The sequence below is a fragment of the methanotrophic endosymbiont of Bathymodiolus puteoserpentis (Logatchev) genome, from assembly GCF_900128525.1.
GTDB lineage: Bacteria > Pseudomonadota > Gammaproteobacteria > Methylococcales > Methylomonadaceae > Methyloprofundus.
Genome location: NZ_FQTQ01000071.1, coordinates 18,112 through 31,558 on the forward strand (window position 1 = coordinate 18,112; position 13,447 = coordinate 31,558).

The following is a 13,447-nucleotide window of genomic DNA, read 5'->3' on the forward strand; positions in this document are numbered from 1 at the left end:
CTCGCTAAGTATCTACGAGCTATTTACATAAGTCCAGCTTTTATAGGAGCTGGCGGGTTGGTTAATAATCTTTCTTTTGACGTATTTGTGAGCGTTCAACTAAGGCAAAAAATTGCTCTAGTTGATTTTGTTCTTTAGGTGACTTAAGCTGGTCAAAATGCCCGCCTATTAGTAATTTTGTGCGGCTATTACTGTAGGGTTTAGAGGAGCGGATAAGTAACTCAAAGTGAATGTTTATTTCATTGGGAAGGGTTAGCGTGCAGTTTTTTAATAGGTCGCCACGCATTAATCTTGAATTGCTGCTACTAATAATAAGTCCAATGCCGCCGCGAGATATATCACAGACAATTCCGCCAACGGTAAAGTTAGTTCGGTTAGAGGTTCCTTGGAAGGTTAGATTATAAGCGCTGATAGATATTCGAGGTGAGGTTCGGCGTTGAGGGTAGTAAATACGTTCTGGTAAGGGGGCCTTAAAGTACTGCTCTCCAAGAGATTCAGCGGGTGTTATATTTGTTATGGCAATAGATAGATGTATATTGTTTAGGTGCGTGGTTAGTTTTAATTCCTTGCATTGCCTAAGTAATTCATTACCTGAATTAGGGACTAGCGCATCTAGTAGAATTTGTTGCTTAGCCGCTTGCACTTCAATGATATGTGAGGTGTATATTTCATCCGAATTCTTTAGCTCAATTGTACAAAAAGCAGTGTCAGCTTCAATGGCGCTAAGTAAGTGTATGACTTTAGAGGGGTCAGTCACAAAATTTGGGTTACGATTTTCTACTGCTGGGACTACTTCTTGCGTAATTTTCTTTTTAGCGAAGATTTTTTTTATCAGTGTGAGCATAAATAAAGGTCTTTAGAAAAATAGAATTATATTGATTTAAATATCTTTTTCATTGGAGGTGGCTTCCTCTTTAGCGCTGTGATGAGTGCTGGGTAAACTTAAGTTTTTACGGACATCCAAGCTAAATTTTACACCAATAGGTGAAATGACATCTTTCCCTATCGAATTAAGTGTTAGTGCAGTCATCATTGCTGCTTTTTGGAAGCTGGAGCATTTACGCATGAGTAAAGACAAAATAAATAAGGCCTCATCTTCGCTAATTTCATTCGTTTTAATCATGTAGTCAGCTATCTTTGTTATTTGTATATAGGCTTTGATTCTCTTTTTTCGGTTGATAAAACCGATACTAGGCATGTTTTTCAGTAGCTTCTCGTAGGCTTCCGCCGTTTTTCTTTCTTGCTCATCTTCTTGGTGCATAAAATAGCCTTGCTGTTTATTTCTTAAATGGAAACAATTAGTTTAATATTTTGGGTATTGTTAGCTAATAAAAACAGAGTAAAATACTCAGCATCAGAGAAATAAAGTTCTCTCCCTTTTTTAATATATTTTAACAGGATATTAACATGACAAACCTTAATAGAGATATTGCAACCGGTATTTTATTTGTGGTTGGGCTTTGGGGTTTTATTTCTGGTCAGTTTATTATTTCAACAGTTTTGTTTGCTAGCGCAACGGTGCTAAGTAATATCATGCCCAAAACAGAGCTAAATTAATTTTTAAGCGTTTTATTCAGTAGTAGATGTAAAGTTTTTCACCTCCTCGTGTTACAAGAGCTGTTTTATCAGCTCTACTTTGTGCCCTTTTTGTCTTTGAGACTTTGAGGGCTTTTTTTTGTCTGAAGATAAGGGGTATACTTATTAACTATGTTAAATAAACAACTGCTTGCGCTAGAGAAGAGCTTAGGCGTTTCAGCATTAACTCAAATTATTGAGCCATTTATACAAGAGCAGAAAATTGAACTTTACTTAAAACGAGATGATTTATTGCATCCTATTATTTCTGGCAATAAATGGCGTAAACTTAAATATATATTGGAGCATGTACTCGCATTAAATGCGCAGAAAATTATTTCTATGGGGGGCGCGTATTCCAATCATTTACATACTTTAGCTTATATTGGAAAAGTATTAGGTATACAGACAGAAGCATATATTCGTGGTGAACGTCCTAAGATATTGAACCCCACTCTAAGCGATCTGCAGGATTGGGGGATGCACTTGGAATTTGTTTCCCGTAGTGATTATCGTTTGCTTAGGAAGCATAAAGCATACGATACTTTACCTAGTTTGCAGAAAGGTGAATATTGGTTGCCTGAAGGTGGGGCGGTGAACTTGGCCTTGCTAGGCGTGGCTGAGTTAGTCACAGAAATTGATTTAGATTATGATGTTTTATGTGTGCCTTGCGGTACTGCAACGACTTTGGCGGGAATAGTAAGCGCCACATCCAATAAGCAGGTGATTGGCTTTGCTGCGTTGAAAGGTGCTGAGTATTTAAATCAAGAGGTAAACGCTTTATTAAAAAGTACTGCGTGTCATAATGATAGATGGTTGATCCAGCACCAATACCACTTTGGTGGCTTTGCTAAAATAAAGCCCGAGTTACTGCACTTTATACGGCAGTTTGAGCAAGTGCAGCAGATAAAATTAGAACCGATTTATACCGGGAAAATGCTGTATGGTATTTATGATTTAATTAGCCAGGGCTACTTTAAGTCAGGACAAAAAATTATTGCTATCCATACGGGTGGTTTGCAGGGCAATCGAGGTTTTAGCTCTTGATAAATTAGGCATATTAAAGATTAAGGGAAACGGTGAATAAAACGATGACAGAAAATAAAGTAAAGATAGGGAGCGTTGAAAATACTGAGATAGAAGGTGTTATTGATCTTAATGACTCAGCCTTATATTTTAATCGTGAACTCAGTCTTTTAGAGTTTAATGATCGTGTTTTAGCCCAAGCAAAAAATGAAAACTTACCTCTATTAGAACGCTTAAATTATTTATGTATCTCTTGTTCTAATTTAGATGAATTTTATGAAGTTAGGGTGGCAAGTGTTATTCAATTAGCTTCTCTAGATCCACTAGCCACAATGTGTGATGGTCTTAACGCACAAGAGCAGTTAGATGCCATTGCTCCTAAGGCGCATGAGTTGGTGAGTGAGCAGTACCGTGTTTTGAATGAGTTACTTATCCCACAATTGGCTGAACAGAATATTCGGTTTATTCGCCGTCATGACTGGACAGATCGTCAACAACAATGGCTGAAAACATTTTTTCAGGAAGAATTGCTACCTATTCTAACCCCGGTTGGTTTGGATTCTGCACACCCGTTCCCACGTATTTTAAATAAAAGTTTAAACTTCATTATTTCCTTAACGGGTAAAGATGCATTTGGCCGTAATAGTGGCCGCGCTATTTTGCAAGCACCTAGAGCACTACCAAGAATTGTGCAACTACCCAGTGATGAAACAGAAAGCGGTGAATATGATTTTGTCTTTTTATCTTCGATTATCCATGCCTTTGTAGACCAATTATTTAATGGCATGAGCGTCAAGTGTTGTCACCAGTTTAGGGTGACGCGAAATAGTGATCTTTTTGTTGATGATGATGCCATTGATGATTTGCTGAATGCGGTAGAAGGCGAATTAGCTATGCGTAATTACGGCGATGAGGTACGTTTGGAAATTGATGCAAACTGTTCTGAAGGCACGGTTCAGTTTTTGGCGGAACGTTTTGGAATTACTCAGGGTCAAGTTTTTTTAGTCGATGGGCCTGTTAATTTGAACCGAGTACAAGAGATATCTAGTTTGGTTGATCGCCCAGATTTAAAGTTCGCGCCTTATCAACCGTCGACTCCAGCTGCGCTTTCGCGTAATAAAAATTTTTTTGACGCGATAAAAAAGCAAGATATTTTACTGCACCATCCTTACGAGTCCTTTGTGCCAGTGATTGAGTTTGTGCGTCAGGCTGCGGCAGACCCTAATGTTTTAGCTATTAAGCAAACGCTATACCGAACGAGTGCTGATTCACCTATTGTCAATGCTTTGTTAAAGGCAGCTCGAGCAGGAAAAGAGGTGACTGTTGTGATTGAGTTGCGTGCTCGCTTTGATGAAAAAGCCAATATTACGTTAGCGGCTAAATTACAAGATGCGGCTGTCCATGTTGTCTACGGTGTTGTTGGTTATAAAACTCATGCCAAGATGTGCCTAGTGATTCGTAAGGAAGGTAAAAAATTCCGCGATTATGTACATTTGGGAACGGGTAATTATCATCCTAATACGGCCCGCTTTTATACGGATTATGGTTTATTCACCAGTAATAACGAGCTAGGTGAGGATGTTAGAAAAATTTTTTGGCAATTAACTAGCCTGGGCAAAGTGATTAAGCTTAATAAATTATTACAATCGCCATTCACCTTACATAAAGGCTTATTAGATAAGATTGAGCGGGAAATTGATTTGGCTAAAAAGGGGAGGCCTGCCAAAATTATTTTTAAAGTCAATTCGGTGGTTGAGGAGAAAATTATGCAAGCTTTATATAGAGCATCTCAAGCAGATGTAGAAGTGAAGCTTATTGTCCGTGGTATTTGCTCCTTGCGCCCCGGTATTAAAGGTGTTTCTGATAATATAGAGGTGCGTTCTATTATTGGTCGATTCTTAGAGCATACACGTGTTTATATGTTTACAAATGATGGACATCCAGAGGTCTATGCAGCAAGCGCGGATATTATGAATCGCAATATGTTTAGGCGAGTGGAGGCTTGCTTTCCTATCGAAAATAAAGCTTTAAAAGCGCGTGTATTAGCTGATTTAGACCTGTATTTAAAAGATAATGCTGGGTCGTGGATTATGCAGAGTGATGGCAGTTATGTGCAAAGTGTTCCTGAGGGTGAGGCTTGTCAGGCGCAAGTGGCATTGATGGAACAGTTTTCGGCGAAGTAGAATGAAGCGGTTTAGGTTTTATAAAAAAATAGCAAAATTATTTTTTAGTGGTTGTGGCGATAAGAGCCATAAAGCTGGGTAAGTGACTCGTGTTCCCAGTATTTGAAAGGTAAAGATAGGTAAACTACGGTAGCGGCAATATGAAATATGCCAAAAATTATAGGCAGGAGTTAAGGCAATCAATGATCGTATGGCAAAAAATCATTTTTTTTATTTTTTTCTCAGTGCTATTGTCCGCTTGTAATGAGTCGGTACTTAATAATCCTTACCCTAAGGGGATTGAAGGTAAACAGTCTGTTTTATATTCTTCTTTTTCTGAGCGACCTAAGCATTTAGATCCTGCAAAAGCCTATAGCTCTAATGAATATGCCTTTATTGGTCAAATCTATGAGCCTCCCTTTCAATATCACTTTTTAAAGCGTCCTTATGAGCTAGAACCATTAACGGCCAAGCATATGCCAGAGGTCCACTATTTTGATGCGTTGGGACAGCCAGTAGCGGAAACCAGTACAAGTGATGAAGTGGCCTATTCAGACTATATTATTGAGATCAGGTCAGGCATTAAATTTCAGCCACATCCAGCTTTAGCTATTAATAAGCAAGGGCAATATCTTTATCACCAATTAGGTACAGAAGAATTGGCAGATATTCAATTGCTAGCTGATTTTAAACAAACGGGAACTCGTGAATTAACAGCGGCTGATTATGTGCAGCAAATTAAACGCCTCGTGCACCCAGAAATTTCATCGCCGATTGCTGAGTTAATGAAGCAGTATATTGTCGGGCTAGGTGACTATGCTCAGATTATAAAAGATAAGCCGCGAACTGCGTTAAGAGACAACCCTATTAAGGGGGTTGAAGTGCTTGATAAATATCGTTATAAAATTCGTATCAAAGGTAAATACCCGCAATTTATATTTTGGTTGGCGATGCCATTTTTTGCACCTATGCCTTGGGAAGCTGATGCGTTTTATTCGCAAAAGGGCTTGATTGATAAAAATATTACTTTAGATTGGCAGCCTTTAGGAACTGGGCCTTATATGTTAGAGGAAAATAATCCTAACTTACGTATGATCATGCTTAAAAATCCAAATTTCCATATTGAGTTTTATCCGAGTGAAGGTGAGCCTGAGGATAAAGAAAGTGGCCTATTAGAGGATGCGGGTAAACGCTTGCCTTTTATTGACAAAGCGATTTATTTATTAGAAAAAGAAACCATTCCTTACTGGAATAAATTCTTGCAAGGCTATTATGATGGCTCTGGTATTGCTTCTGATAGTTTTGATCAGGCCGTGCAATTTACGGGAGATGGTGAAGCGGCATTGACTGAAAGCATGCAAGCTCAAGGCATACAGTTGCAAACGGCAGTTAATAGCTCAACCTTTTATATGGGCTTTAATATGCTTGACTCAATCATTGGTGGTAGCAGCGAGCAAGCACGGAAATTACGTCAAGCAATTGCTATTGCTGTTGATTATGAAGAATATATCTCCATTTTTAATAATGGCCGCGGCGTCTCCGCACAAGGCGTTATACCGCCGGGTATTTTTGGTTATAGCGCTGGTGAGCGAGGCGTTAATCACTATGTCTATGATTGGCATAATGGTCAAATACAGCGCAAGCCTTTGGCTGCTGCTATAAAGCTGATGCAAGAAGCAGGCTATGCTAATGGTATAGACCCTATAACAGGCGAGTCTTTAGTTTTATATTTAGATACGGCAGCAAGTGGGCCGGATGATCGTGCGCGTTTAAATTGGTATCGTAAGCAGTTTGCCAAATTAGGTATACAGTTGGTGATTAGAGCAACAGATTACAATCGATTTCAGCAGAAAATGCGTAATGGAAATGCGCAGATTTTTATGTGGGGCTGGAATGCTGATTACCCTGATCCAGAAAATTTCTTTTTCTTATTATATGGACCGAATGCGAAAGCCGTTCATGGGGGAGAAAATGCAGGTAATTATCAAAACCCTGAGTTTGACCGACTCTTTAAGCAAATGAGCTATATGAGTAACGGCCCTGAGCGACTCGCTGTGATTCGACAAATGCAAGAACTGATACGTTACGATGCTCCCTGGGTTTTTGGCTTACATCCAAAAAGCTTTTCTCTGTACCATAGTTGGTATCATAATTTAAAGCCTAACTTAATGGCGAATAATAGTTTGAAATACAGACGTATAGAAGCGCAAAAACGCAAACAATTAAGACGTCAGTGGAATCAGCCAGTATTGTGGCCGGTTGTGTTAATTATTTTATTGTTGATAGCGCTTATTTTACCTGCTATGCGGAGTTTTCAGCGTAGAGCAAAGGAGACTATTAAGTAATGTTTAATTATATCCTGCGCCGTATTTTGTATGCTTTTCCTTTATTATTAGGGGTTAATATTCTTACCTTTGTACTCTTTTTTATTGTCAATAGTCCTGATGATATGGCACGTATGCAATTAGGACAAAAACATGTGACAGAGCAAGCGATAGATAATTGGAAGCTGCAGCGCGGTTATCAGTTGCCTTTATTTATTAATCAGCAGGAAACAGGGCTAAATAAAATAAAACAGACGATTTTTTATCAAAAATCCTTGCGCTTATTTGTCTTTGATTTTGGTATATCAGATAGTGGGCGGCATATTGGTGCAGATATACAGCAACGTATGTGGCCAAGTTTAGCTATTGCTTTGCCTTCGTTATTAGTGGGCTTGTTGGTCAATATTAGCGTGGCATTAATGATGGTTTTATTTCGCCAGAGTTATTTAGAGTTTGGTGCGATTGTGCTATGCATCATTATTATGTCTATTTCCTCATTATTCTATATTATTGGCGGGCAATTTATCATGGGTAAATTGCTGATGTTAGTGCCGATTTCTGGCTATGATACTGGCGTTAATGCCTTTAAATTTTTAATTTTGCCAGTATTGATTAGTGTTATATCAGGTGTGGGAGCTGGCGCACGTTGGTATCGTACCTTATTTTTAGAGGAGATTGAGCAAGATTATGTGCGCACTGCGCGCGCTAAAGGTTTAACAGAAACTCAAGTGCTTTTTAAACATGTTTTAAAAAATGCCATGATTCCAATTTTAACGGGCGTTGTGGTCGTCTTGCCGCTATTATTTATGGGCAGCCTGATTACCGAATCATTTTTTAGTATTCCTGGCTTAGGTAGTTATACAATTGATGCGATTAATAGCCAAGATTTTGCCATTGTCAGGGCTATGGTTTTTCTGGGGTCAGTGCTTTATATTATTGGTTTACTATTAACAGATATTTCTTATACGTTAGTTGATCCGCGAGTACGCTTGTCTTGAAGAAATAATAGACCAAGCACCGAGCGTGGATTTAGCTTATGGATTATTTCGTTATTAGTCAGCTAAAGCCATGTTCTATTGTTTTTAAATCCTGTTTATATAAAATACGAGCATATTAGAAATATGCTATTAATAATCCCGCCTTTTTAGTAAGATAAGGACAAAATTTAATTCACGTTAGGATATTTCTTATGAATAAAAAAATGATCGCATTAGCTTTAGGTATCACTGCATTTTCAAGTGTCCCTATCATGGCACAAGCAGGTAGTGTTGAGGCAGGTAGAGATGCTTTTGAAGCGTGTCGGGGATGTCATACTTCACCAGGTACAAGTAATGTTTACCCAACTTATTATGTGCCTAAAGTGGGTGGTCAGGTTCCAGCTTATACGGTAGCCGCTTTAAAAGCTTATCAAAAATCAGAGCGACCTCATCGCACAATGATGGCGAATGTTTATGATTTATCTGACCAAACGCTCGAAGATATTGCGACTTATTTAGCAACAGTTGATGGCTCTAAGCGTGCTAATGCAAATGGTGGTAGCGCTGCAAATGGTAAGAAATTGGCAGAGTCTTGTATGGCTTGCCATAACGATGATGCCAGTACAAACCCTCGTTTAGCGGGTCAGCACCAAAACTACTTAGAAAAAGCGATGCAAGATTATCAGTCTGGTGCGCGTAAAAATGTGTTGATGCAGTCTATGGTGCAAGATTTATCAGAAGATGAAATTAAAGATATAGCTGCGTATTTTACGAGCTTGAAAGGCTTAACTTCCGTTGAGTAAGTCGGTAGGGGGTGAGTTTTTATAAACTACCTTTCTCGCTTGTAAGGTAATTATTGGCTGTATGTTTAAGGCGAAATATTACGCTAGGGTACGCAATGCGTACCTTTGGGTTTGTAAAGGGGTGGTTACCTTGTATATTAAATTACAACTCTACATAAATAGGTGTAGGCTAAGTGGTCGCCTAACTATCGAGGTATTATTTTACAAGCTTCTTTTTGTATAGAATTAATCAGTTTTTACATTACCAAATCTAAAAATTGAAGATTTAACTCTGCCATCATTTTGGCTAAACCTGTATCTTCTAGCATATCGCTTAACCCAATCTTCGCAAATAGTGATTAAACCTGATATTCTGCGTAATAAGTTGAAAAGTAAGAATTAAAAGGTATGGCAAAATATGCTAAGCAGTGTCGTAATGTCTATTTATGCGTATCTTGCAATTGCTTACAAATTTAAATTTGCAAGCTGGGCTAAGATGTGACTTTGTTTTCAGCTATGTAAATATAAATAGCGCAATAATTTAATTGAGAGAGAAAAATGGCAGAAACAGTAGAAGAACTAACCGTTACTTATGAGGACGGTGGCATAGAAACAGTTAAAGAGTTAGATAAAAAAGTATTAACTAAAGGTGCTTGGGCGACGGTTATTTATCGTTACCAAGATTGGAATAGAGCAAAAGAAGAATATAGCCCGGATAAATTTACGATTCGTCGTTACCAAAAACGTGATGGTGAATATCAGCAAAAATCTAAATTTAATATCTCTAGCGAGAAGCAAGCAAAAGAAATTATAGCGGCTTTAGAAGGTTGGTTAGCTGAGTAATTGGCCTTTTAAGGTGGGGTAAATAGTAGGAATAATAGGCTTTAGCTGTTTTAAACTAGTAACAGCTAAAGCCTTACCACTTAGGCTGGCTCAAATGCATGGCTAAAACATAATAATATTAAAGTGGTGTGTAGCTTTAACCGTACTATTTGTCGTTGGTGCGCACAGGTAAAGTTTCAGCCTCTTTAAGCTGCCACATAAAAATTAGCAATACACAGGCTAAGGTCAACAGCATTAGCTGTAATGGTAATTTTCCGTGTAGTACTCCGATAGACACAGAAAAAGTAAACACAATCATAAGCATGGCTTTAATCTTTGCGGTTCTGCTAATAGCTCGATTTTCTTCCCACTGTTTTAATGCCGCACCAAACCAGCGATTGTTTAATAACATCTGATGAAAGTGTGGGGAGCTGTTGGCAAAACAAGCGAGTGCGAGAATAAGAAAGGGGGTGGTGGGTAAAATGGGTAATACCGCACCAACAATGCCTAGGGTCAGAAATAACAGTCCAGAAACAAGTAATAGATATTTTTTAATACGTTTGCGCATAGACAGCTACTCCTAATACAGAAATATTTAGTTTATATCTTTCGCGGCGAGTGGTTTAGCAACCCAATAGCCTTGAACCATATCACAGCCACTTTCAGCCAAAAACTGTAATTGCTCTTGGGTTTCTACACCTTCTGCGATGACTTTTTTACCTAATGCGTGCGACATGGCTAATACCGCATGAATTACCGCTTGATCTTCCTTGCTATTGAGTAAATTACGGATAAAGGAGCGGTCGATTTTGATAAATGATGCAGGTAAGTTTTTCATATAAGACAGGGATGAATAGCCTGTGCCAAAATCATCAATAGCAATCAAAATCCCTGCTTCTACTAACTGACTCATAACTTTAGTCGCGATCTCTGGCGTTTTCATTAAGGCACTTTCAGTAATTTCAACTTCAATACATTCTTTCTGGGCACCAGAGCTATTAATTTGGTTTATGATTTTGTTGGCTAAATCCAAGTTAATCAGTTCTACAGCAGAAATATTCACGGCTATTTTGCCAAAATCAAAATCAAGTTGTGACCAGTGCACTGTTTGTAAACAAATGGCAGTCATTACCCAGTGACTTAGCTCGACAATTAGGCCGGTTTCTTCCGCTAATGGAATAAATTCAATGGGTGATATTGCACCTAATTCAGTATGATGCCAGCGCATTAAAGCTTCATAGCCAATTGTTTTGTTAGTTTTTAAGCAAAGTTTCGCTTGATAGAACATTTGTAATTCAAAATCCTGCGTATAACAATCTTGTGCTAATGCCTTACGTAAAGATTGCTCCAGTATCAGTCGACGGCTATTCGCATGAATTTGCTCAGAAGAACAAAAGGCATAACCTTGTTTTGCTTTTTTTGCACAATACATGGCGCTATCAGCTTGCTGCAATAACGTTTTTACGTTGTTGCCATCACTAGGATAAATGGCGATACCAATACTAGCGCCTAAAATAAACTGCTGCTCATTAAGTGTGTAAGGTTTTAATAGGTGCTGTAATACTTTTTTGGCTACGATTTCAGCAGCATCAGCGTCTGTATCTGGTAAAATTAGTGTAAACTCATCCCCACCAACTCGTGCGGCAAGATCCGAGTCACGTAAGTCTGTGAGTAGGCGGTTAGCCGTTTCTTTTAGCACCTCATCGCCTGCCGCATGACCGAGATTATCATTAACAATTTTAAACCGGTTAATGTCCAGAAATAGCAGGGCAGTAGAGTTAGTATGTCGGTGCGCTAAAATAAGCGTTTGCTCAAACCGGTCTAAAAATAAGCGGCGATTAGCTAAACCAGTTAAATCATCATAATAAGAGAGCCAACTGAGCCGGTCTTGGGCTTGTTTTAATAGAGTAATATCATGAGCAATACCTTCGATGCCAATGCATTGTCCGGCATCATTATAGACAGGGCTTTCCAAAACCTCGATACAACGTTTATTACCTTGTTTATCAAATAACTCAACTTCATACGCGGGTATTTTTTCACCGTTTAAACAGCGCTTTGTATAGTCGTCAATTAAGGCATTATTAGGGTGATCGGTTTGATAGGTACTGTAATGCTGTAGAAACTCAGTAATACTATAGCCTAAAATTGTCGTGATTGAAGGGCTTAAATAAGAAAATACACCTTCTAAGTCATGTTGATAAAAAAAGTACTCATCGTTTAAATTTTCCACCAAACTACGGTATTTTTGTTCACTTTTGTGTAGTTGTTCGGTGCGCTGAAACACTTTATTTTCTAAGTTTTCTTTTAGATTTTTAAGCGCATTATTAGATTTTAAAAGTTTATTTTTGGTGTTGTTAATGCGCTTATTTTGGTGACGTATTTGTCTAATCCATAACAACAAAACAATAACAATGAATAGCAACGGGGTGATAAACTTAGTGATGGTTGCATAATCAATAGGTAATTCGAGTTGAGTATGCCATTTTTCCCTAATCGTTTGTTTTTCTTCTGGCGTTAATATATTTAAGCCTTTTTGTAAAATCGTGGCTAAAATCGGCCAATCACCACGTACAGCAATACTCTCGTTAGCACTATTGCGATCATAAAAAGCACCAAATTTTAGCTGCGTTAGTTGATGTTTATTTTGTAGGTAAGCGCTAGTGGCAAAGAAGCTGATAGCCGCATCAGCTTGTTCACTTTCGACAGCCTCTAAAGCATCGTGCATGCTATTGACATAAAAAGGTGTGATACTGGGGAATTCGTTCAGGATGCGAGTTGAATATTGATAGTCTTTGACTAACGCTACGATTTTTTCAGGAAGCTGGTTACGGTTAGTTATTTGTGTGCCATTTTTATTGGTAATAATGACTAATGATTTGAATATATAAGGTTGGCTGAAGGCAAAGAATTGTAGACGTTCTGGCCTGTTAACCATAGTGGCAACGACATCAACTTCTTTGTTGATTGCAGCTATATAAATCTCTTTCCAAGCAGTGAGTTTATCTATTTTAAATTGAATATCGAGTTTCTGACTGATTAATTGCAGTGTATCATAAGCGATCCCGGTCAATTTTCCATTGTCTATAAAGCTATATGGAGGGAAATTGCCGTCAAAAGCAATGCGAATAGGCTGGTGCGTATCCAGCCATAATCGTTCTTCGACTGTTAATTCAACAGCTTGAGTCGTGCTTTCTGTAACTCTATTTTGTTGAGCAATGCTCTGAGGAATTGCTGAGATAGGTAGCAGAGTTAGGAGTAACGCGAATGGACGTAAGAATAATGAGTTCAAAGATCTCAGTGTATTTAATTATTAACACTTTGAGTATAGACTAACGCTTTAGTTTAGGCAAAAAAACGACTAGCCTATAGTGATGCCTGCTTTATGACACCTTTATTTCAATGGCTTTTAACGCTAAAGGCAGAATGAATTTTATTGTTGGACTTTTTAAGGATATTTGACAGTAGCTGAAGGTTTTTCTGCGTACCATATATGATGACTGGTTAGATTGCGCTTAATCCGTGAAATGCTGAAAAATATTGAAGATTTAAGTGACTGAAGTTTCCCAGTTTTTATTCAAAGAAACATTAGGAAATGCTAATTTTCGAAAATATTAGCATCTCCTAATGTTTCTTTCTGAAATGAATTTTATTTCTTTTAAAACAATAACTTATTGGTGAATGAGGCCTCGAAACCCTGTATAATACATTGTTCTAAGCAATTGATTATACAAACAAAAGACCTCATTCATGTTCATTTTACGCGATCTTCTTCTCCC

The 13,447-nt window shown here is 38.1% G+C and carries 11 protein-coding genes; 7 read left to right on the plus strand and 4 right to left on the minus strand.

The genetic code is table 11. From position 1 onward, the window contains the following. Positions 1 to 61: 61 nt before the first annotated feature. Entirely contained in the window at positions 62 to 844 is a 783-nt protein-coding gene (locus BQ7314_RS06355) for a flagellar brake protein (protein WP_174482866.1), read from the minus strand. A 36-nt stretch (positions 845 to 880) separates the two neighbouring features. Then, on the minus strand, positions 881 to 1,261 hold the full coding sequence (locus BQ7314_RS06360; protein WP_174482867.1) for a hypothetical protein: 381 nt from the start codon (positions 1,259 to 1,261) through the stop codon (positions 881 to 883). 146 nt (positions 1,262 to 1,407) lie between these two features. Here BQ7314_RS06360 and BQ7314_RS06365 point away from each other — a divergent pair, with 146 nt between their 5' ends. The 7 genes from BQ7314_RS06365 to BQ7314_RS06395 all read left to right on the plus strand — a co-directional run bounded on the left by BQ7314_RS06365 (position 1,408) and on the right by BQ7314_RS06395 (position 9,689). Then, a complete protein-coding gene (locus tag BQ7314_RS06365) occupies positions 1,408 to 1,557 on the plus strand; it encodes a hypothetical protein (RefSeq protein WP_174482868.1) in 150 nt (49 codons plus the stop codon). A 150-nt stretch (positions 1,558 to 1,707) separates the two neighbouring features. Next, a complete protein-coding gene (locus BQ7314_RS06370) occupies positions 1,708 to 2,622 on the plus strand; it encodes a 1-aminocyclopropane-1-carboxylate deaminase/D-cysteine desulfhydrase (protein ID WP_174482869.1) in 915 nt (304 codons plus the stop codon). Between the two features lie 44 nt (positions 2,623 to 2,666). Further along, a complete protein-coding gene (ppk1, locus tag BQ7314_RS06375; RefSeq protein WP_174482875.1) occupies positions 2,667 to 4,784 on the plus strand; it encodes a polyphosphate kinase 1 in 2,118 nt (705 codons plus the stop codon). 182 nt (positions 4,785 to 4,966) lie between these two features. Then, positions 4,967 to 7,108 (plus strand): ABC transporter substrate-binding protein, encoded by a 2,142-nt coding sequence (locus BQ7314_RS06380; protein WP_174482876.1) that lies wholly within the window; start codon positions 4,967 to 4,969, stop codon positions 7,106 to 7,108. Beyond that, entirely contained in the window at positions 7,108 to 8,085 is a 978-nt protein-coding gene (locus BQ7314_RS06385; RefSeq protein ID WP_174482870.1) for an ABC transporter permease, read from the plus strand. Before BQ7314_RS06380 ends, BQ7314_RS06385 begins: the two co-directional genes overlap by 1 nt. 191 nt (positions 8,086 to 8,276) lie before the next feature. Next, entirely contained in the window at positions 8,277 to 8,867 is a 591-nt protein-coding gene (locus tag BQ7314_RS06390; protein WP_174482871.1) for a c-type cytochrome, read from the plus strand. A gap of 537 nt (positions 8,868 to 9,404) precedes the next feature. Continuing rightward, complete coding sequence (locus BQ7314_RS06395) at positions 9,405 to 9,689, plus strand: hypothetical protein (RefSeq protein ID WP_174482872.1); 285 nt, start codon at positions 9,405 to 9,407, stop codon at positions 9,687 to 9,689. Positions 9,690 to 9,834: 145 nt separating this feature from the next. Here BQ7314_RS06395 and BQ7314_RS06400 read toward each other — a convergent pair whose 3' ends face one another. After that, the gene (locus tag BQ7314_RS06400) at positions 9,835 to 10,236 is read right to left on the minus strand and encodes a YbaN family protein (protein WP_174482873.1); all 402 of its coding nucleotides are present in this window, start codon (positions 10,234 to 10,236) and stop codon (positions 9,835 to 9,837) included. Positions 10,237 to 10,263: 27 nt separating this feature from the next. Next, on the minus strand, positions 10,264 to 12,960 hold the full coding sequence (locus BQ7314_RS06405) for a bifunctional diguanylate cyclase/phosphodiesterase (RefSeq protein ID WP_174482874.1): 2,697 nt from the start codon (positions 12,958 to 12,960) through the stop codon (positions 10,264 to 10,266). Between the last annotated feature and the right edge of the window lie 487 nt (positions 12,961 to 13,447).